The following is an 18,474-nucleotide window of genomic DNA, read 5'->3' as shown; positions in this document are numbered from 1 at the left end:
CAACCAACCGATCCTTTAAGGTCCAATCCTTGCGACTTCACCTGTTCCCCCTGCGCCAGCCCGGCTATATCGACAGTGTCGACTGGAGCGTACTGTCCGCATCAGAAGGTCAGCGTCTACGCGAATTCGGCGTGTGCGAAGGCGCCAGCATCGAAGCGTTGCATCGCGGTGGCCTGATGGGTCGCGGTCCGCTGGCGTGCAAGGTCGGGCGCATGACGATTGCGATGCGGCGCAATCATGCCGAAGCGATAGACGTACGCAGCGGGCCGGAAACACCCGCGCAATGACCGCCATCCCGCTCGTTGCGCTGGTCGGCAATCCCAATGCCGGCAAGAGCGCCCTGTTCAACGCGCTGACCGGCGCGCGGCAAAAGCTGGGCAATTATCCCGGCGTGACGGTCGAGCGGAAATCGGGGCGTATATCGCTCGACGATGGCCGCCCGGTGGAGCTGGTCGATCTGCCCGGCACCTACAGCCTCGATCCCACAAGCCCGGACGAACAGGTGACGCGCGACGTGATCCTGGGGCGGCAGGAAGGCGAACGCCTGCCCGATGCGCTGGTGATCGTGGTCGATGCGTCCAATCTGGACAACCATTTGCGTTTTGCGCTGGAACTGATCGCGCTGGGCCTGCCGACCATCGTGGCGCTGAACATGGTCGATCTGGCGACGCGCGACGGTCTTGAACTGGATGCCAATACGCTTTCTGCCGATCTGGGCGTGCCGGTGATCGCGACCGTGGCAGTGCGCAAGCGCGGCCTCGATCATTTGCGCGGCGCACTGGAGGGAATGCTGGATGGCGGACCGCGCCAGTTGCGGCCCTCCGTGCCCGATATTGGATTCGACGCACGGCGCGCAGAAGCGCGACGCATCGCGCGGGCGGCCATCGTCACCGAAACGCCATCGCGGCGGTTGACGGCGGCGGTCGACCGGGTTGCATTGCATCCGGTGATGGGCCTCGTCGTTCTGCTTTCCCTTTTGTTCGTGATGTTTCAGGCTGTCTATGCCTGGTCGCAGCCACCGATTACGATGATCGAAGGCTGGGCCGCCGCCGCCGCCGATGCAGCTTCCGCTGCGTTGCCCGATGGCTTGCTCCGCTCCTTCCTTGTCGATGGGGTGATCAACGGCGTCGGATCGGTGATCGTCTTCCTGCCGCAGATCCTGATTCTCTTCTTCTTCATCCTGATGCTGGAAGCGACGGGATATATGACGCGCGCGGCTTTCATGATGGACGGGTTGATGGCGCGTGTCGGCTTGTCGGGCCGTGCATTCATTCCCCTGCTGTCCTCCTTCGCCTGCGCCGTGCCGGGCATCATGGCGACGCGCACGATCAGCGACCCCAAGGACCGGCTGACGACGATCCTGATCGCCCCGCTGATGACATGCTCCGCGCGGTTGCCGGTCTATGCCGTCATCATCGGCGCGTTCATTCCGGCGCAGACGGTCGGACCCGGCATCGGCCTGCAGGGGCTGGTACTATTCATACTCTACGTCGCCGGGATCATCGGCGCGCTGATCGTGGCGCTGATCCTGCGCGTGACAGTGACGAAGGGGAAAAGCAGCGGTTTCCTGATGGAAATGCCGAAATATCAATTCCCCCGGATACAGGACATCCTCATCGGCCTGTGGCAGCGCGCCGTCATCTTCCTCAAGCGCGCCGGCACGATCATCTTTGCGTCCACCGTGATCCTGTGGCTGCTGCTCAGCTTCCCCAAGCCGCCGGTCGGCAGCAATGTGTCGCCAGTCGATTACAGCATCGCCGGACGGATTGCGGGCGGTCTCAACGTCGTCATGGAGCCTATCGGGTTCAATCGCGACATTTCGCTGGCGCTGATCCCCGCAATGGCCGCGCGCGAAGTGGCGGTGTCGGCGCTGGCCACTGTCTATTCGCTCGAAGCCAATGACGATGAAGCGGCATTGGAACGCTCGCTGGGCGACCGGCTCAAGGGGCGCTGGTCGCTGCCGACTGCGCTGGCCTTCCTCGCCTGGTTCGTTTTCGCGCCGCAGTGCATATCGACGATTGCCGTCACGCGCCGCGAAACCAATGGCTGGCGCTGGCCTGCGTTCATGGTCGGCTATCTTTTTGCCCTCGCATATTGCGCGGCGGGCATTACCTTCTGGATTGCTACGGCTGCGGGGTTATAAGGCCCGCTTTACGCTTTCGGAGGCATCATGGCAGGCTCGGTTAACAAGGTCATTCTCGTCGGCAATCTGGGCGCCGATCCGGAAGTCAAATCCTTCCAGAACGGCGGCAAGGTGTGCAATCTGCGCATCGCGACCTCCGAAAGCTGGAAGGATCGCAACACCGGCGAGAAGAAGGAAAAGACCGAATGGCACACGGTCGCCATTTTTTCAGAAGGTCTTGTCGGCGTCGCCGAACGCTTCCTGCGCAAAGGCAGCAAGGTCTATATCGAAGGACAGCTTCGCACCCGCAAGTGGCAGGATCAGTCGGGCAATGACCGCTATTCCACCGAAGTCGTGCTGCAGGGTCTTGGCTCGGTCCTGACCATGCTGGACGGCGCACCCGGTGGCGGCGGCGGTCAGGGCGGCGGCGGTGGCGGACGCTCCAGCGGCAACGATAGCTGGGGCGGCGGCGCAAGCAGCGGCGGCTATGACGATGACTTCGGCGGTGGCGGCGGTCGCAGCAGCAGCAGCGGCGCGCGTGGCGGCAGCAGCGCACCCAGCTTCGGCAACGATCTGGACGACGAAGTCCCGTTCTGATCAAACGGGCTGCTTACCGGTCAGTTGGTGATCGCGTAAGCCTCCTTTAACGCGCGCTTGTCCACCTTCTCGGTGCCAAGCCGCGGCAGGGGGTCGGGCACGATCCATATACGGGCGGGCCGTTTGAACGCGGCCAGTCTGGTTATCAGAAAGTCGCCCAGCTCCTGCGCGGTCGCATGCGTGCCTTGGCGCAGATGGACCACGGCGACTGGCACTTCACCCAGCCGCGCATCGCTCTGCCCGAACACCGCGCACTCCTGCACGGAGGGATGCGCGTACAGCGCCGATTCGACTTCGGGACTGGCGATATTCTCGCCCCCACGAATGATGATGTCCTTGATCCGGTCGACGATGAAGACATAGCCATCGTCGTCCATATATCCCACGTCGCCGGTCCGCACGAAGCCGTCCGGCGTGAACAACGCCGCAGTGTCTTCCGGGCGGTTCCAGTATCCCTTTATATTCGCGACGCTGCGGATGGCGATTTCACCCGTCTGGCCAATGGGCAGATGGCCGCCCGCCGGATCGACGATGGCGACTTCGGTCAGCGGCTTGGTCGCGCGCCCCGTGCTGGCGGGCTTGGCGAGATAGGCGTCGCGGAAATTGCCGCATCCCACGGCATTGGTTTCGGTCAGGCCATATCCGATGACGGGATAGGCGCCCGTCAATTCTTCCGCGATCCGTCGCACCTGCTCGGGCGGACGGGGGGCGCCGCCTGAGGCTACGTCTTTCAGCGTAGAAAGATCGTAGCTCCCGCGTTTGGGATGGGTGGCGAGTTCATAGCTCATCAGCGGGACACCGATGAAATAGGTGATCTGCTCCCGCGCGATCAGTCGCATCGCGTCTTCGGCGTCCCATTTCGCCATCATCACCAGCTTTCGCCCGATAAAGAAGCTCTGCAGCAGGACCGAAATTTCCGCCGTTACGTGGAACAGCGGGACGCAGACCAATGTCGCGGGCAGATGGGTGGGCGGGGCACCGCGCCGGGTGAAGGTGTCGAGCACGCTCACCGTCGCGCTCACGAAATTGAGCGTGCCTTGCACCACCGCGCAATGATCCGACAGCGCGCCTTTGCTGCGCCCCGTCGAACCGGAAGTGAACAAGATCGTGGCATCGTCCTGCGGCGTCACATCGGGCAAAGGCGTCGTTTCATCGCCACCGAATTCGGTGAGTTCGGCAAGGCCTTCGGACGTCGCCACGGTCTGCCGGATGCGGATCATTCGCGCGCCATGGGCGACCCCGCATTCGGCCAGCGCTGCATGGCGGCGACCGTCGGCGATAACGATGCTGCACCCCGTTTCGACCACCGCTTCGGCGAGTTCGTTGCCGCCCCACCAGCCGTTGAGCAACGTCGCGATACCGCCCGCCATGCAGATCGCCATATAGGCGATGACCCAGCCCGCACCGTTGCGCGCGGCAAGGCCAATGCGATCCCCCTTCTGCACGCCATAGCCCGCAACCAGCCCCCCGGCAGCCCGACGCGCCGCTGCGTAAGCCTGCACAAAGGTCAGCCGTTCATCGCCATCGACCAGAAATTCGCGGTCCCCATAATGCGCGCAATAGGTCGCGAACAATGCAGGCAAGGTCTGCGGCGCGGACACCACATAAGGGAGCATCACGCCGCGCTGCTCGATCGTACCGAGTTGCAACAGACCGTCGGGCGCGGCCGTCATCCGGGCAATCGCATCGTCCATTTCGCGGTCGAGCCGGGCAGAAATATCCTGCCTTTCGCTAATGTCCGCCATCCTGCTCTCTCCACTTGGTCTTGTGCTTATTCTCCTTTATGCAGGCGAAAATTTCCGGGGAAAAGCCTTGATCCACCTGATCGCCGCTAACGCTACGGCATACGTACAATTTGAAAATCTGGGGCTGGACCCCGTGGCGCTCAACCTGGGTTTCTTCACGCTCAAATGGTACAGCCTGGCCTATCTGGCCGGGATTCTGGTCGGTTACTGGTATCTGCTGAAGCTGATCGCACAGCCCGGTTCGCCGATGGCCCGCCGCCATGCCGACGACATGATTTTCTACGCAACGCTGGGCATCATCATCGGCGGGCGGTTGGCCTATGTCATCTTCTATCAGCCGGCGATCTTCGCGCATCCGCTCGATATCCTGAAATTATGGAATGGCGGCATGTCCTTCCATGGCGGGGTGCTGGGCGTGACCTGCGGGATCATCTACCTCTCGCGCAAGGAGGGGCTGAGCTGGCTGCGCGTCCATGATTTCGTGGCGTGCTGCGTTCCCTTCGGCCTGTTCTTCGGGCGGCTGGCGAATTTCGTGAACGGGGAATTGTGGGGCAAGGCAACCGATGTGCCCTGGGCAATCATCTTCCCCACCGGCGGATCCGATCCGCGCCATCCCAGCCAGTTGTACGAAGCGGTGCTGGAAGGGCCGGTGCTGTTCGCGGTCCTCGCCTATATGTTCTGGAAAACCGCTGCCCGCTATCAGCCGGGCAAGCTGGTCGGCACGTTCCTGCTGGGATACGGCCTCGCGCGTTTCTTCGTCGAATATTTCCGCGAAGCCGATGTGCAGCTTAGAGAATTTGCGCAGGAGACCGGGCTGCATATGGGCCAGTGGTTGACCTTGCCGATGATCGTCGGTGGCCTGTACCTGATCCTCACTGCCAAGGGCCGTCGCCAGCGGATCGAAGCGACGGCCGGAAGTGCCAGTGTCGCATGAGATCGCTTTCCCTGACCTGCCGCTTGCCCAAAGGCTAAAGGCGCAGATCGAGGCAGGCGGACCGATTTCGGTCGCGCACTATATGGCCGAAGCGAACGCGCATTATTATGGCACGCGCGACCCGCTGGGCGCGGCAGGCGACTTCATCACCGCGCCGGAAATCAGCCAGATGTTCGGCGAACTGGTCGGGCTGTGCCTCGCCGATGTGTGGCAGCGGTCGGGCCGGCGCGCAGCACCGCTCTATGTCGAACTGGGGCCGGGACGCGGGACGCTGGCGGTCGATGCCTTGCGCGCAATGGAAGCCGCCGCCCTCGCGCCCAAGCCGCATTTCGTCGAGACCAGTCCGGTGCTGCGCGACCGCCAGCGCGCGGTATTGCCGACGGTGGTGCATCATGACGATATCGAGACGTTGCCCGACACGGGGCCGTTGCTGATCGTCGCCAATGAATTTTTCGATGCGCTGCCGACGCGCCAGATCGTGCGGACGGACAAGGGCTGGCGGGAGCGCGTCGTTATTGCGGAGGATGGCGAGCAGTTCAGCGCGATAGCAGGCTATCGGGCAATGGATGGCGCGATATTGCCTGCGCTGGCCGACAGCCCTGTGGGTTCGATTGTCGAGATATCGCCCGCCGCCGCGACGGTTGCCTTGGCGCTCGCCAACCGCATCGCACGGCAAGGCGGAATCGCGCTGATTGTCGATTATGGCTATGTCGGACCGGCGGCGGGCGACACGCTGCAGGCGGTGCGCGACCATGAAAAGGTCGATCCCTTTGCCGACGTCGGCGAAAGCGACCTTACAACCCATGTCGATTTTAACATCATCGGCAATATGGCGCGGCAGGCAGGGTTGCAGGTATTCGGTCCGGTCGGGCAAGGCGATTTCCTGAAGGCGCTGGGCATCGATGCGCGCGCCGCACAACTGGCGCGGCAATCGCCGGAGCGCGCGGACGATGTCACCGCCGCCCGCATGCGTCTCGTCGCGCCGGAGCAGATGGGCGCTTTGTTCAAGGTGATGGCGTTCGTCCATCCTGACTGGGCCGTGCCGGAAGGATTTTTGCAATGACCGTGGACCGTTTGACTGCCGCCGCGCTGGATGGCGTGCCGCACGGGTTTCTGGGACGGCGCGGCGGCGTTTCGACCGGGCTGTATGCGGGGCTGAATGTCGGGCTGGGATCGGATGACGACCGCGCCGCGATCCTGCGCAATCGTGACATTGCCCGCGACGCAGTGCTACCGGACGCGGCGCTGGTGACGGTGCGGCAAGTCCATTCGCCCGACGTCGTCACCGTGACGCACGCCATTGCCGAAGAGGAGCGCCCGGAAGCGGACGCACTCGTCACCGATCGACCGGGCTTGCTGCTTGGAATACTGACCGCCGATTGCGTCCCCGTGCTGTTCGCAGACCGGGAGGCCGGTGTCGTCGGCGCAGCCCATGCCGGTTGGAAAGGCGCGCTTTATGGCGTGACCGACCGCACGATTGCAGCGATGGAGGCACTGGGCTCGGATCGCTCCCGCATCGCCTGCGCCATCGGACCGTGCATCGCCCGCCGCTCCTATGAAGTGGGCGACGATTTCGCGATCCGCTTCGAGGAAGCCGATGCCGCCAATGAGCGCTTTTTCGGCATGGGCAAGCCGGGGCATCGCATGTTCGACATCGAAGCCTATGTCGCCGCGCGGCTGGCGTCGGCAGGCGTCGGGCGAGTCGAAGCACTGGGTGAGGACACATGCAGCCAGCCGGATCGCTTCTTCAGCTACCGCCGCTCCTGCCTTCAGGGGGAAGGCGGCTATGGGCGGCAGATTTCGCTGATCGGCCTATCCGCCACAGCCTGATCGCGCCACGGCGCATCGCCCGGGGGATTGACTACAGGAAATAAGGTTTCAAGATAGGGTCATTAAATTACAGCGCGACAATCGCGCCGAGAGGATCGACATGACCGACGAAACCCCCAAAGCACCCACCACCGAAGCTGAAATGACCGGCGTCACCCAGCGCCGACGCCCCAAGGCCGACATCATGGAAATCGGCGGCCGCAAGCTGAAGCCTGCTACGCTGATGATGGGCCATGGCTATGACCCGGCGCTGTCCGAAGGTTCGCTCAAGCCGCCGATCTTCCTCACCTCCACCTTCGCTTTCGAAAGCGCGGCGGCGGGCAAGCGCCATTTCGAAGGCGTGACCGGCATCCGCCCCGGCGGGTCGGAAGGGCTGGTCTATTCCCGCTTCAACGGTCCCAATCAGGAAATCGCCGAAGATCGTCTGGCTGTCTGGGAAGATGCCGACGATGCGCTGCTGTTTTCCAGCGGCATGTCGGCCATCGCGACGACGATGCTGGCCCTCGTCCAGCCGGGTGACGTGATCGTCCATAGCGCGCCGCTATACGCCGCGACCGAAGGACTGATCGGGCGTATTCTCGGCAAATTCGGCGTCCATTGGCTCGATTTCCCGGCAGCAGCGACCGAGGAAGAAATCGGCGCAGTTATCGAAGCGGCCAAGGCGAAGGGCCGGGTCGCGATGATCTATCTGGAAAGCCCCGCTAACCCGACCAACGTGCTGGTCGATGTCGAAGCGGTCGTTGCACGCCGCAACGCCCTGTTCGCGGGCGACGATCATCAGCCGCCCATCGTCATCGACAACACGTTCCTGGGCCCGCTGTGGCACAAGCCGCTGGCGCATGGCGCGGATCTGGTCGTCTACAGCCTCACCAAATATGCAGGCGGGCATAGCGATCTGGTCGCGGGCGGCGCGCTGGGCAATCAGAAGCTGATCGACGCGATCCGCATGATGCGCAACACCATCGGCACCATCCTCGACCCGCACAGCGCATGGATGCTATTGCGCAGCCTCGAAACGCTCGAACTGCGTATGAGCCGCGCGGGCGAGAATGCGGCGAAGGTGTGCGCCTGGCTGCGCGATCAGCCGCAGGTGGAAAAGATCGTCTATCTCGGCTTCCCGTCCGACGCGCGGCAGCAGGATATTTACGACCGGCACTGCACCGGCGCGGGATCGACCTTCTCGCTGTATCTCAAAGGCGGCGAAGCGGAGAGCTTTGCGTTTCTCGACGCCCTCAAGATCGCCAAGCTGGCCGTCAGTCTGGGCGGCACCGAAACGCTCGCCAGCCATCCTGCAGCGATGACGCATCTGTCGGTCCCTGCCGAGCGCAAGAAGGCGCTGGATATCGGTGACAACATGGTCCGCATTTCCATCGGCTGCGAAGACGCCGACGATTTGATCGCCGACTTCAATCAGGCATTGGAAGCAATCGGTTAAACCCAGTCGACTCGCGGCCAACCCTTTTGCGCTGCCAGCACGGCCAGCGCCTTATGGGGGTTGGCCGCATGGGGTTCGTCGGCAAAGGCCAGCATCGGCGCATCGGACACATGATCGGAATAAGCGCGGATGTGCGTCTGGCTGCGCGCGATGCCCTGTGCGGCCATCCACGCTTCGATCATCCGCAGCTTGCCTTCGTCATAGCAATTCTCACCTGAAATCCGCGCCCGGACATAGTCGAGATCCTGGCTCAAATGGTCGGTCGCGATAACCGTGTCGAAGCCGAGCCGCTTGGCGATAGCCTCCACATAGAGCCGGTACGATGCCGTAGCGAGGACGAGGTGATAGCCATCCGCCCTGTCCTGCGCGACTTGCGCCAGCGCACCCCTGCGCATGTTGTGCGCCATCACCTTGTCGGCATAGCTTTCGATATGCGGCGTCAGTTTTTCCCGCCGGACCTTGTGGCCGATCATCAGCGTCTGGTTCCATTCCTTCAACCGCGAACGGTCGATCAGGCGCAGAACATAGGCCAGCATCACAAGGGGGATGAGCGGCAAAAAGATCAGCCGCCACGGCGAAATCGCCCACACAATATGCATCAGGAACCCGCTATAGGTGCCCGAAACCGTAACCGTGCGGTCCATGTCGTAAATGGCGATTTTGGAAATTGAGTGCATCGAAGATGAAACGCTGCATGTTTGCTGTGTTGCCATGTCGCTTCCGAAACTTTCATGGCTTGCCTTCGTTCTGTCTCAAAGATGGGCCATTTCGGCTTGCCGTGCAACCGATAATGGACCAGTAAACCAGCCACATGATGCAATCAGCCGACTTTCAGGAGGAAAGACGTGACGATGTCGCGATCGTCCGCCTGTCCGGTAATTTCGCAGTGGCGCATCTCGACACCTTGCCGGACCGGCTCGACGCGGTAAGCGGCCCTGTCGGACGGGTCGATATGGCCGGGGTGACGCATATCGACACTATCGGCGCGTGGATCATCCATCGGTTTGCCGCGCGCCACGGCGCACAATTGGAAGGCGCGAGCGACGACGCCGCCCGCCTGATCGCCGAAGTGGGCAAGGACGAGGATCCGGTATCGATCCGCCCCGATGCCAGTCCGCCGCTCCTGCGAGTACTGGGCGAAATCGGCGCCGCGACGCGGATTGCCGGTGAGACCATGTACGGGCTGCTGGGCTTTTTCGGCGCGACGCTGATTACCGCATGGTCGATGATCCGGCACCCCAGCCGGGTGCGGGTCCATGCGGTTGTCCAGCGGCTCGAAGTGGTGGGCGTGTCCGCGCTTGCCATCATCGGCCTGATGAGTTTCCTGATCGGTATCGTCATCGCACAGCAGGGATCGGTGCAGTTGCGCCAGTTCGGGCTGGAAGTGATGACGATCAACCTTGTCGGTCGCCTGACCTTCCGTGAGCTCGGCGTGCTGATGACCGCAATCATGGTTGCGGGACGCTCGGGTTCGGCCTTCGCGGCGCAGCTTGGCACGATGAAGCTGACCGAGGAAATCGACGCAATGCGCACAATTGGCGTCTCGCCGATGGAAGCATTGGTGATGCCGCGCGTCATTGCGGCGGTGGTGATGATGCCGCTGCTCGGCTTCTATGCCTCCATCGTGGCGATCATCGGCGGCGGCTTCCTGTGCGCCGTGGCGCTCGACATTCCGCCGGTCACCTTCGTTCAGCGTATCCGTGAAGTGGTGCCGATCACCGACGTGTATGTCGGCATGATCAAGGCACCCGTCTTCGGCCTGATCATCGCTATCACCGGCTGCTTCCAGGGATTGCAGGTCAAGGCCAACGCCGAGGAAGTGGGCAACCGCACCACCGCTGCTGTGGTGCAGGCGATCTTTATCGTCATCGTGCTCGACGCCTTTTTCGCAGTGTTCTTCACATGGGTAGGCTGGATATGACCAGCGAAGAAGAAGCGGCGCTGGAAACCGAAAAGCGGCTGGAAGAGGCCGTCAATTCGTCCGATATCGCGATCTCCGTGCGCGGGCTGCGCAACAGCTTCGGCGATCAGGTCGTGCACGAAGGGCTCGACCTCGACGTACGCAAGGGCGAGATCCTTGGCGTCGTTGGCGGATCGGGCACCGGCAAGTCGGTGCTGATGCGCTCCATCATCGGGCTGCAGATCCCTGACGAAGGCGAAGTACATGTGTTCGGCGAACCGATGATCGGTCGGCTGGACGATGAAGAAGCGCTGGCCATTCGCAAGCGCTGGGGCGTGCTGTTTCAGGGCGGCGCGCTGTTCTCGACGCTGACTGTGGCCGAAAATGTCGAAGTGCCCTTGCGCGAATATTATCCCAATATCGGCCCGCAATTGCGCGACGAAATCGCTGCGTTCAAGATCCGCATGACGGGATTGCCGTGCGAGGCGGGTCCGAAATATCCCTCCGAACTGTCGGGCGGGATGCGCAAGCGCGCCGGTCTGGCACGCGCCCTGGCGCTCGATCCCGACCTGCTGTTCCTTGACGAGCCGACAGCGGGGCTGGACCCCATCGGCGCGGCGGCGTTCGACGAACAGACGCGGCAGTTGCAGAAGACGCTGGGGCTGACGGTGTTCCTTATCACCCACGACCTCGACACGCTGTTTTCCATCTGCGACCGGGTCGCGGTGATCGCGGACAGGAAAATCATCGCGGTGGGTACGATTGACGAGTTGCTCGCGACCGATCACCCGTGGATTCAGGAATATTTCAACGGACCGCGTGGACGCGCAGCGGTCTCTGCCCAGCAGCGGCATTCAATATCGTCGGGCGGCGACGCACCGGCGGAAAGGCAGTAGGGATCATGGAAACACGTTCGAACAATGTGCTTGTCGGATCGGTGGTGCTGATATTGCTCGCCGCGATCATGATCGCTGCCTTCTGGTTCTCCCGCGTGTCGGGCGGCAACGATGTCGAATATGACATCTACTTCAAGCAATCCGTCAATGGGCTGGCCAAGGGATCGGCAGTTACCTTTGCTGGTGTGCCATCCGGCCAGATCAAGAATATCGAACTGTGGAAGCGCGATCCCGGCTTTGTGAAGGTGCGGATCACCGTGAAGGAAGGCACCCCCATCCTGCAGGGCACGACCGCGACCATTCAGGGCAGCTTTACCGGCCTCTCCGAAATCGTGCTGGACGGCGCGGTCAAGGGCGCACCGCCAATTGTCTGTCCTGAGACCAACGCGGCGTCGGCCTGCCCCGATGGCGTGCCGGTCATCCCGACCAAGCCCGGCGCATTCGGCGAATTGCTGAACAGCGCACCGCAATTGCTTCAGCGCCTGTCGACTCTCACCGAGCGTCTGACCGAAACGCTGAGCGACAAGAATCAGGAAAGCATCACCGGCATCCTGCGCAATGTCGATCGCCTGTCGGGCAACCTTGCGGACCGCGGGCCGGAGATCGCCGCAACATTGGCCGAGACCCGGTTGATGGTGCAGAAGGCAGGGCTTGCCGCCGATGAGATCGCCAAGCTGACGGCTTCGACCAACGCTCTGCTGAACGAGGAAGGGCGCCCCCTCACCGCCGACCTGCGCAAGACCGTACAATCGGCGACGAAGAGCCTTGATACGCTCGACAAGACACTAGCCGAAGCACAGCCGGGCGTCCGTGCCTTCTCGCAACAGACGATGCCCGAAGTCGGCGCGCTGGTGCACGACCTGCGCGAAATGACACGATCTTTTCGCGCGATTTCCGAAAAACTGGACCAGCAGGGGGCCGGATCGCTGATCGGATCGCCCAAGCTGCCGGACTATAAGCCATGAAGAGGATTCACCCCATGATCCGCAACGCGAAGATACTTGTTCCGGCCATTGCGGCGCTGTCGCTATCGGCCTGCGTGTCCTTCGGTGGCAATGCGCCTGCGCAGTTACTGACGCTCACGTCCGACGCGCGCGTGGCGACCGGGACAGTGCGCACCGGCGCTCCGGGGACGAGCATTACCGTGATGGACCCCGACACACCCAAGAAGCTGGATACGGTTCGTGTCCCGGTTCAGGTCGATGCCGTCTCCGTCGCCTACATCAAGGATGCGCAATGGGTGGATAGCCCGCGGCACCTCTTCCAGAAAATGCTGTCCGAGACCATCGCGGCAAGCGGCACCGCCATCGTGCTGGATTCGGGCCAGTACAGCGCCGATCCGGGCAAGCGCCTGCTGGGTGAGCTGATCGACTTTGGCGTGGATGCCCGCACCAGCATGGCGGTGGTCACTTATGATGCGACACTGGCGCCGGGCGGCGGCGCACCGGTCCTGCGCAAGCGCTTTTCGGCGAGCGTGCCGGTTAGCGCCATCCATGCAGCCAGCGTTGGAGCCCCGATCAATCAGGCCGCCAACAAGGTCGCAGCGGAAGTCGCGGCCTGGGTCAACGGCGTCTGACGGTTTAATCCAGGCTCTTCGTCACCTGCTCGGTCACGTCTTTCGACAGGCCGGGCGTACCCACGATACGCTTGAGTTGCGCGCGCATCTGTTGGCCGCGCACGCTGTCGAACCGCCGCCAGCGTCCCAGCGGCGGCACCAGCCGCGCTGCGGTTTGCGGGTTGAGCGGGTCGAGCGCGATGATTAGATCCGCGACCATTCGATAGCCTGCGCCATTGCCCTGATGGAAACCCCACTGGTTCGCCGCGAACGCACCATATAGCGACCGGACGCGGTTGGGATTGGACAAGGTGAAATCCTTGTGCCGCCCCAGTTCCTGCACGATGGCCAGCGTATCGGGATGGAACGCCAGAGCCTGCGTCTGGAACCATTTGTCCAGCACCAGCGCATCGGCGGCATAGCGATTGTAGAAGATATCGAGCGCCGCTTCGCGTTCGTCGCTGGTGCCGCTGGCAAGGACGGACAGTGCGCCTTGCCGTTCGGTCATGTTGTCCGCGCGGTCGAACTGGGAAAAGGCGATGGCGGACGCATCCGCTGCACCCGAAGCGGAAAGATAGAGCAAGGCCGTGTTGCGCAGCTTGCGCGCACCCATCGCCGCAGACGACAGCGAAAAACCGTTCGCTTCGGTGCGGGCATGAAGATCGCGCCAGACCGGTTCGAGCATCTTGCCGACCTTCGCTTGCAGCCGTTCGCGCGCGGTGTGGATCGCGTCGGGATCGACAACGGTCATCTGATCGCCGATGTAGCTTTCGCTGGGCAAGCGAATGGCCTCGGCGATGAACGCGGCGTCGAGCGCGGTATCCGTGGCCGTGTTACGGATTGCGGCAATCACCGGCGCGTCGTCCACCGCCTGACCCGACACCGTGCCAACCAGCACGTTCACCATCAACTGCTGCATTGCTTCATAGCGGGCGAAGGAATCGTCGTCATGCGCGGACAGGAACGCCAGTTCGCTTTGCGTGCGGTCGCTTTCGATGACGACCGGCGCGGAGAAACCCCGGTTGATCGACAGCACTGGCGGCGTGGCAAAGCCTTCGAACCGAAAACTCTGTTCGCTTTGCGTCAGCATCAGGACTTCGTCGCCGCGGTGCATATTGGTCGCGCGGTCGAACAGGGCAATGCGCAGCGGCATCGCCATGGGGGACTTCGTCGGCTGACCGGGAGTCGACGGCACCGTCTGCGTCAGCGTCAGTGTCGCCGTGCCAGATGCCGCATCATGCGCCAGCAGCGCGCGGATGCGGGGCGTTCCGGCCTGCTCATACCACAGGCGAAACTGGGTGAGGTCGATCTGCCCACCCTCTTCCATCGCCTTGACGAAATCCTCGCAAGTGGCGGCCTGCCCATCGTGCCGGTCGAAATAGAGGTCGCTGCCCGCGCGGAAACGATCCGCGCCCAGCATCGTGTGCATCATGCGAATGACTTCCGCGCCCTTGTTATAAATGGTCGCGGTGTAGAAATTGGCGATTTCCATATAGGATTCCGGGCGAACAGGATGCGCGAGCGGCCCGGAATCCTCCTGAAACTGTGCGGCGCGCAGGATGCGGACATCGTCGATCCGCTTGACGGCGGGCGATCCCATATCGGCGGAAAACGCCTGATCGCGGAAAACGGTGAAGCCTTCCTTCAGCGACAACTGGAACCAGTCGCGGCAGGTGACGCGATTGCCCGACCAGTTGTGGAAATATTCATGCGCGACGACCCCTTCGACGGCGTCGAAATCCATGTCGGTCGCCGTTTCCGGATCGGCCAGGATGTAGCGGGAGTTGAAGATGTTCAGCCCCTTATTCTCCATCGCGCCGAAATTGAAATCGGCGACGGCCACGATGTTGAACACGGCCAGATCATATTCGCGGCCATAGACACGCTCGTCCCACGCCATCGAGTCCTTGAGCGCCTTCATTGCGTGTGCGGTGCGCGGCAGGTCGGCTTCCTTTACCCAGATGCCGAGCGACACCTGCCGCCCCGACATCGTCGTGAAGCTGTCCGCATTGCAGGCCAGATCGCCCGCCACCAGCGCGAACAGATAGCAGGGCTTGAGAAACGGATCGTTCCACTGCGCCCAATACCTGCCCCCGTCCAGATCGCCCGAAGCAATCGGATCGCCATTGGCCAGCAGGATGGGATACAGCGCCTTGTCCGCTTCCATCCGCACGCTGTAGCGGGACAGCACATCGGGACGGTCGGGGAAGAAGGTGATCCGGCGGAACCCTTCCGCCTCGCACTGCGTGCAGAGCAGGCCGCCCGAAGCATAAAGTCCCATAAGCTGGGTATTGGCGGCCGGTGCGATCTCGACCACCGTTTCAACCTTATGCGCATTGCCCGAAAGCGGAATGACGAGCACGTCGCCCTCCATCGACCAACTGTCGGTTCCAGTCGCAACGCCGTCGATCGAGACGGACAAGGGCACAAGCCCGTCACCGTCGAGGCGCAGCGGCGTTTCGTGTTGCCCGTTGCGAACGACCGACAATGTCGCGCGCACCCGCGTAGCGGCTGCGTCGAGCGTGAAATCCAGAGCGACGTCCGGCACCAGCCACGCGGGCGGGCGGTAATCGGAACGGTGGATGATTGCGGGCGCCGCTGCGCCAGTCGTTTGAATGTCGGCCATTCCCCCTCCTATGCGGCTGCAGGGCATGGGGCAATGATCCGGCGTGACGAATGGACGTTTTTGCTCCAGCGTGTAGAAGGATGCCGATGCCACATATTCTAATTTTCGGGCTGGGTTACACGACCGCCCGCCTTGCGGCGCGCTTGCGGAACGACGGCTGGCGCGTAACGGCAACCCGCCGCAGCGCAACGGACGAAGCCATCGCATTTACCGATACGGACGCCGTCCGCGCCACCATCGCCACGGCCAGCCATATCCTGTCCTCGGTCCCGCCGGGGGACGATGGTGCCGATCCTGTCCTGGCGGCCTATGGCGCGGATATCGTAACCAGCCCGGCGCGCTGGATCGGCTATCTGTCCGCGACGGGCGTATATGGCGATACAGGCGGCGCGTGGGTGGATGAGACGGCCCCCATCGGTCATGGTCGCCGTGGCGCGCGCGCCGACGCGGACATGGCGTGGAGCAACCTGCGCGACGATGTGCGGATATTCCGGCTGCCCGGCATATACGGGCCGGGGCGCTCGGCGATCGACCGGCTGATCGACGGACGCGCGCGGCGCATCGACTTGCCCGGACAGGTGTTCAGCCGGGTGCATGTCGACGATATCGTCAGCGGCGTAATTGCCGGGTTCGATGGGCCTGCCGGTGCCTACAACCTGTCCGACGATCTGCCCTGCAGCCAGAACCGCGTGGTCGAAGCGGCCAGCGCCTTGAGTGGGCTTCCCCTGCCCCCCTTGCAATCGCTGGAAGAGGCCCAGCTCAGCCCGATGGGCCGCGCCTTTTACAGCGAGAACCGCCGGATCGCCAATGGCAAGGCCAAGCGCGTCCTGAAATGGACACCGCAGTTTCCGACTTATCGCGAGGGTTTGGCGCGCATCGCGATGACCATGCCCGCAACCGACAGCAACGCGCCGACCACCGCCAGCGTGGACCAGCGATAACCTTCGAACAGAGTCGACAGCAGCATGGCGATGACCGGCGTCAGCACCCCGGTATAGGCGGCACGTCCCGCGCCAATCTGTTGGATCAGTCGGAAATAGAGCGGGAAGGTCACGACCGATCCCGCCACCGCGAGATAGGCGATCCCCGCGATGTAACCGAGGCGCGTGTCGAACACCGGCGGCCCCGCAACGATCCACGCCAACGCCGAGTCCATCAGCCCGCCCAACAACATCGCCCAGGCGAGTACGCTGATGATCGGCAGGCGGCGCGCGATGGGCGTCCCCTGCATCACATTCGACACCGATGCCGCCATGAGGCCGCAAAAACACAGGGCGATCCCTTCCAGCACCGCGCCGGGCGCAACGTCGGCATAGCGATATTCGCGCAGGAACAGCAAAACGACGCCCGTCACTGCAATGACCGAACCGATGATGAAATTGCGGCTGACCGGCTGGCGGAAGGTCAACCACGCGAGCAAGCTGTTGGGGATCAGCAGCAGCGCATAGAACACCGCCACGACGCCCGACGTCAGCACCATTTCGGCGCGATAGACGAAGTTGAAGTTGAGCATGAACTGGCTCGCACCCAGGCAGGCGGCAAAGGCGATGCCCCGTCCCCCGATCCACAGCGACAGTCCTCGCGCTCGCGCCAGAATCGCCATCGCGACGCTGGCCAGCAGAAACCGATAGGCCACCGACCAGCTTGCCGGAACAGCGCTCACCTGATCGCGGATCACCAGCCAGGTCGATCCCCAGATCACCGTCACGATGATGAAGGGGACCAGCACCCCCGGCGTCAGCAGCGAAGGGCCATGATCCCGCGAGGTGGCCTGTGCTTCGGTCATAAGGCGGCGATGGCGTCGGCCAAAGGCTGAACGTCATCCGCTGTATGATGCCAGCTCGTGACAAGCCGCGCCGCGCCAGCACCCCAATCGTAAAAGTCGAACCCCTGCCCACGCAGGATCGCCGCTTCCTCCGCCGTTACGCGAATGAAAACTTCATTGGCTTCGACCGGATGCAGGCAGCGCCCGCCCGCCGCATTGCCGATGATCGTCGCGGCGGCATTGGCGGCGCGCGCGTTGGACAGCCACAGATCGCCTTCCAGCATCGCCAGCAACTGCGCAGCGAGATAGCGCCCCTTCGACAGCAGATGCCCCGCCCGCTTGCGACGGCGCAGCGTATCGGCGGCCAGCGTGGGATCGAAGAAGACCAGCGCCTCCGCCATCATCCCGCCATTCTTGACGAAGCCGAAGGACAAGGCATCGACACCGGCCCGCCAGGTCAGATCGGCGGGATGGCATCCCAGCGAGGCCACCGCATTGGCAAAGCGCGCGCCGTCCATGTGGAAGCCTAATTTATGCTCGCGGCACAAGGTGCCCAATGCCGCGACTTCGTCGGGCGTATAGACCCGGCCATATTCCGTCGCATTGGTGATCGTCAGCGCATGCGGCTGCACCTGATGCACATCGTTGCGAATGGTGGCGAGATGCGCGCGGAGCGCGTCCGGCGCAATCTTCGCCCCGTCGCCGGGCAACGTCATCAGCTTCGCGCCATGTGTATAGAATTCCGGCGCGCCGCCTTCATCGGTTTCGACATGCGCGTCTTGATGACACAGCACCCCGCCAAAGGGCGGGCATAAGGCCGCCAGCGCAAGGCAGTTGGCTGCCGTACCGGTCGTCACCCACAGGACCGAGACCGGCGTTTCGAACAGATCGGCAAACGCGCCGTCCAGCCGCGCACTCCACCTGTCGCCATCATAAGCGGCATCGACATGGTCGGCCTGCGCCAGTGCCGCAAGCAATTGCGGAGACACAGGGGCGGCATTGTCAGAGAAAAATCGCATGCCCGCATCCATGCGTTGTGCCGCAATCGCGGTCAACCGATTGGCGCGTC

Annotated in this window: 17 protein-coding genes; 12 read left to right on the top strand and 5 right to left on the bottom strand. The window is 63.1% G+C overall.

What is annotated here, in order from left to right; translation table 11 throughout:
• Positions 1-29 precede the first annotated feature (29 nt).
• Genes LQ220_RS02165 through ssb form a run of 3 tightly spaced genes read left to right on the top strand, consistent with a single transcriptional unit; the run spans position 30 to position 2,719 of the window.
• Entirely contained in the window at positions 30-287 is a 258-nt protein-coding gene (locus LQ220_RS02165) for a FeoA family protein (protein WP_230186631.1), read from the top strand.
• Positions 284-2,143 (top strand): ferrous iron transporter B, encoded by a 1,860-nt coding sequence (locus LQ220_RS02160; RefSeq protein WP_230186630.1) that lies wholly within the window; start codon positions 284-286, stop codon positions 2,141-2,143. Before LQ220_RS02165 ends, LQ220_RS02160 begins: the two co-directional genes overlap by 4 nt.
• Positions 2,144-2,170: 27 nt before the next feature.
• Positions 2,171-2,719, top strand: a complete 549-nt coding sequence (gene ssb / locus LQ220_RS02155) for a single-stranded DNA-binding protein (protein ID WP_281821296.1) — start codon at positions 2,171-2,173, stop codon at positions 2,717-2,719.
• Positions 2,720-2,739: 20 nt separating this feature from the next.
• Here the strand turns inward: ssb and LQ220_RS02150 are convergent, their stop codons facing one another.
• Complete coding sequence (locus tag LQ220_RS02150; protein ID WP_230186629.1) at positions 2,740-4,464, bottom strand: class I adenylate-forming enzyme family protein; 1,725 nt, start codon at positions 4,462-4,464, stop codon at positions 2,740-2,742.
• Here LQ220_RS02150 and lgt point away from each other — a divergent pair.
• The 4 genes from lgt (at position 4,454) to LQ220_RS02130 (ending at position 8,663) form a co-directional block, all read left to right on the top strand.
• Positions 4,454-5,398 (top strand): prolipoprotein diacylglyceryl transferase, encoded by a 945-nt coding sequence (lgt, locus tag LQ220_RS02145; RefSeq protein ID WP_230186628.1) that lies wholly within the window; start codon positions 4,454-4,456, stop codon positions 5,396-5,398. The genes LQ220_RS02150 and lgt overlap by 11 nt on opposite strands.
• Position 5,399: 1 nt before the next feature.
• Complete coding sequence (locus LQ220_RS02140) at positions 5,400-6,461, top strand: SAM-dependent methyltransferase (protein WP_230187232.1); 1,062 nt, start codon at positions 5,400-5,402, stop codon at positions 6,459-6,461.
• Positions 6,458-7,228, top strand: a complete 771-nt coding sequence (gene pgeF / locus LQ220_RS02135; protein WP_230186627.1) for a peptidoglycan editing factor PgeF — start codon at positions 6,458-6,460, stop codon at positions 7,226-7,228. Before LQ220_RS02140 ends, pgeF begins: the two co-directional genes overlap by 4 nt.
• A gap of 100 nt (positions 7,229-7,328) precedes the next feature.
• Positions 7,329-8,663, top strand: coding sequence for a cystathionine gamma-synthase family protein (locus tag LQ220_RS02130; protein WP_230186626.1), 1,335 nt, complete (start codon positions 7,329-7,331; stop codon positions 8,661-8,663).
• Here LQ220_RS02130 and LQ220_RS02125 read toward each other — a convergent pair.
• The gene (locus tag LQ220_RS02125) at positions 8,660-9,307 is read right to left on the bottom strand and encodes an HAD-IB family phosphatase (protein WP_230187231.1); all 648 of its coding nucleotides are present in this window, start codon (positions 9,305-9,307) and stop codon (positions 8,660-8,662) included. The two genes, LQ220_RS02130 and LQ220_RS02125, sit on opposite strands and share 4 nt — an antisense overlap.
• Before the next feature lie 167 nt (positions 9,308-9,474).
• Here LQ220_RS02125 and LQ220_RS02120 point away from each other — a divergent pair, with 167 nt between their 5' ends.
• From LQ220_RS02120 to LQ220_RS02105, 4 genes are read left to right on the top strand one after another with little or no spacing between them, the layout of a single operon-like run.
• The gene (locus LQ220_RS02120; protein ID WP_230186625.1) at positions 9,475-10,584 is read left to right on the top strand and encodes an ABC transporter permease; all 1,110 of its coding nucleotides are present in this window, start codon (positions 9,475-9,477) and stop codon (positions 10,582-10,584) included.
• Entirely contained in the window at positions 10,581-11,459 is an 879-nt protein-coding gene (locus LQ220_RS02115) for an ABC transporter ATP-binding protein (protein ID WP_230186624.1), read from the top strand. The genes LQ220_RS02120 and LQ220_RS02115 overlap by 4 nt, the downstream gene beginning before the upstream one ends.
• Before the next feature lie 5 nt (positions 11,460-11,464).
• Positions 11,465-12,424 (top strand): MlaD family protein, encoded by a 960-nt coding sequence (locus LQ220_RS02110; protein ID WP_230186623.1) that lies wholly within the window; start codon positions 11,465-11,467, stop codon positions 12,422-12,424.
• 14 nt (positions 12,425-12,438) lie between these two features.
• Positions 12,439-13,035, top strand: coding sequence for an ABC-type transport auxiliary lipoprotein family protein (locus tag LQ220_RS02105; protein WP_230186622.1), 597 nt, complete (start codon positions 12,439-12,441; stop codon positions 13,033-13,035).
• Between the two features lie 4 nt (positions 13,036-13,039).
• On the opposite strand, the gene pepN is transcribed toward LQ220_RS02105, so the two are convergent.
• Positions 13,040-15,640 (bottom strand): aminopeptidase N, encoded by a 2,601-nt coding sequence (gene pepN / locus LQ220_RS02100; protein WP_230186621.1) that lies wholly within the window; start codon positions 15,638-15,640, stop codon positions 13,040-13,042.
• 86 nt (positions 15,641-15,726) lie between these two features.
• Here pepN and LQ220_RS02095 point away from each other — a divergent pair, with 86 nt between their 5' ends.
• Entirely contained in the window at positions 15,727-16,581 is an 855-nt protein-coding gene (locus tag LQ220_RS02095) for an SDR family NAD(P)-dependent oxidoreductase (RefSeq protein ID WP_230186620.1), read from the top strand.
• Here the strand turns inward: LQ220_RS02095 and LQ220_RS02090 are convergent.
• Entirely contained in the window at positions 16,494-17,426 is a 933-nt protein-coding gene (locus LQ220_RS02090) for a DMT family transporter (protein ID WP_230186619.1), read from the bottom strand. The genes LQ220_RS02095 and LQ220_RS02090 overlap by 88 nt on opposite strands.
• Positions 17,423-18,424, bottom strand: a complete 1,002-nt coding sequence (locus LQ220_RS02085; protein ID WP_230186618.1) for a beta-eliminating lyase-related protein — start codon at positions 18,422-18,424, stop codon at positions 17,423-17,425. Before LQ220_RS02085 ends, LQ220_RS02090 begins: the two co-directional genes overlap by 4 nt.
• Positions 18,425-18,474 lie beyond the last annotated feature (50 nt).

Source organism: Sphingobium sp. CECT 9361 (assembly GCF_918741285.1).
GTDB lineage: Bacteria > Pseudomonadota > Alphaproteobacteria > Sphingomonadales > Sphingomonadaceae > Sphingobium.
The sequence above is the reverse complement of the archived record's forward strand: the minus strand, read 5'-3'. Positions and strand labels throughout refer to the sequence as shown.

What these genes read in the sequence shown, in the direction of transcription:
- LQ220_RS02115 (WP_230186624.1), top strand. Translation starts at nt 10,581, where the DNA reads ATGACCAGCGAAGAAGAAGCGGCGCTGGAAACCGAAAAGCGGCTGGAA.
- lgt (WP_230186628.1), top strand. Translation starts at nt 4,454, where the DNA reads ATGTCCGCCATCCTGCTCTCTCCACTTGGTCTTGTGCTTATTCTCCTT.
- LQ220_RS02085 (WP_230186618.1), bottom strand. Translation starts at nt 18,424, where the DNA reads ATGCGATTTTTCTCTGACAATGCCGCCCCTGTGTCTCCGCAATTGCTT.
- LQ220_RS02110 (WP_230186623.1), top strand. Translation starts at nt 11,465, where the DNA reads ATGGAAACACGTTCGAACAATGTGCTTGTCGGATCGGTGGTGCTGATA.
- ssb (WP_281821296.1), top strand. Translation starts at nt 2,171, where the DNA reads ATGGCAGGCTCGGTTAACAAGGTCATTCTCGTCGGCAATCTGGGCGCC.
- LQ220_RS02125 (WP_230187231.1), bottom strand. Translation starts at nt 9,307, where the DNA reads ATGGACCGCACGGTTACGGTTTCGGGCACCTATAGCGGGTTCCTGATG.
- pgeF (WP_230186627.1), top strand. Translation starts at nt 6,458, where the DNA reads ATGACCGTGGACCGTTTGACTGCCGCCGCGCTGGATGGCGTGCCGCAC.
- LQ220_RS02090 (WP_230186619.1), bottom strand. Translation starts at nt 17,426, where the DNA reads ATGACCGAAGCACAGGCCACCTCGCGGGATCATGGCCCTTCGCTGCTG.
- LQ220_RS02120 (WP_230186625.1), top strand. Translation starts at nt 9,475, where the DNA reads ATGATGCAATCAGCCGACTTTCAGGAGGAAAGACGTGACGATGTCGCG.
- LQ220_RS02160 (WP_230186630.1), top strand. Translation starts at nt 284, where the DNA reads ATGACCGCCATCCCGCTCGTTGCGCTGGTCGGCAATCCCAATGCCGGC.
- LQ220_RS02095 (WP_230186620.1), top strand. Translation starts at nt 15,727, where the DNA reads ATGCCACATATTCTAATTTTCGGGCTGGGTTACACGACCGCCCGCCTT.
- LQ220_RS02105 (WP_230186622.1), top strand. Translation starts at nt 12,439, where the DNA reads ATGATCCGCAACGCGAAGATACTTGTTCCGGCCATTGCGGCGCTGTCG.
- pepN (WP_230186621.1), bottom strand. Translation starts at nt 15,640, where the DNA reads ATGGCCGACATTCAAACGACTGGCGCAGCGGCGCCCGCAATCATCCAC.
- LQ220_RS02130 (WP_230186626.1), top strand. Translation starts at nt 7,329, where the DNA reads ATGACCGACGAAACCCCCAAAGCACCCACCACCGAAGCTGAAATGACC.
- LQ220_RS02150 (WP_230186629.1), bottom strand. Translation starts at nt 4,464, where the DNA reads ATGGCGGACATTAGCGAAAGGCAGGATATTTCTGCCCGGCTCGACCGC.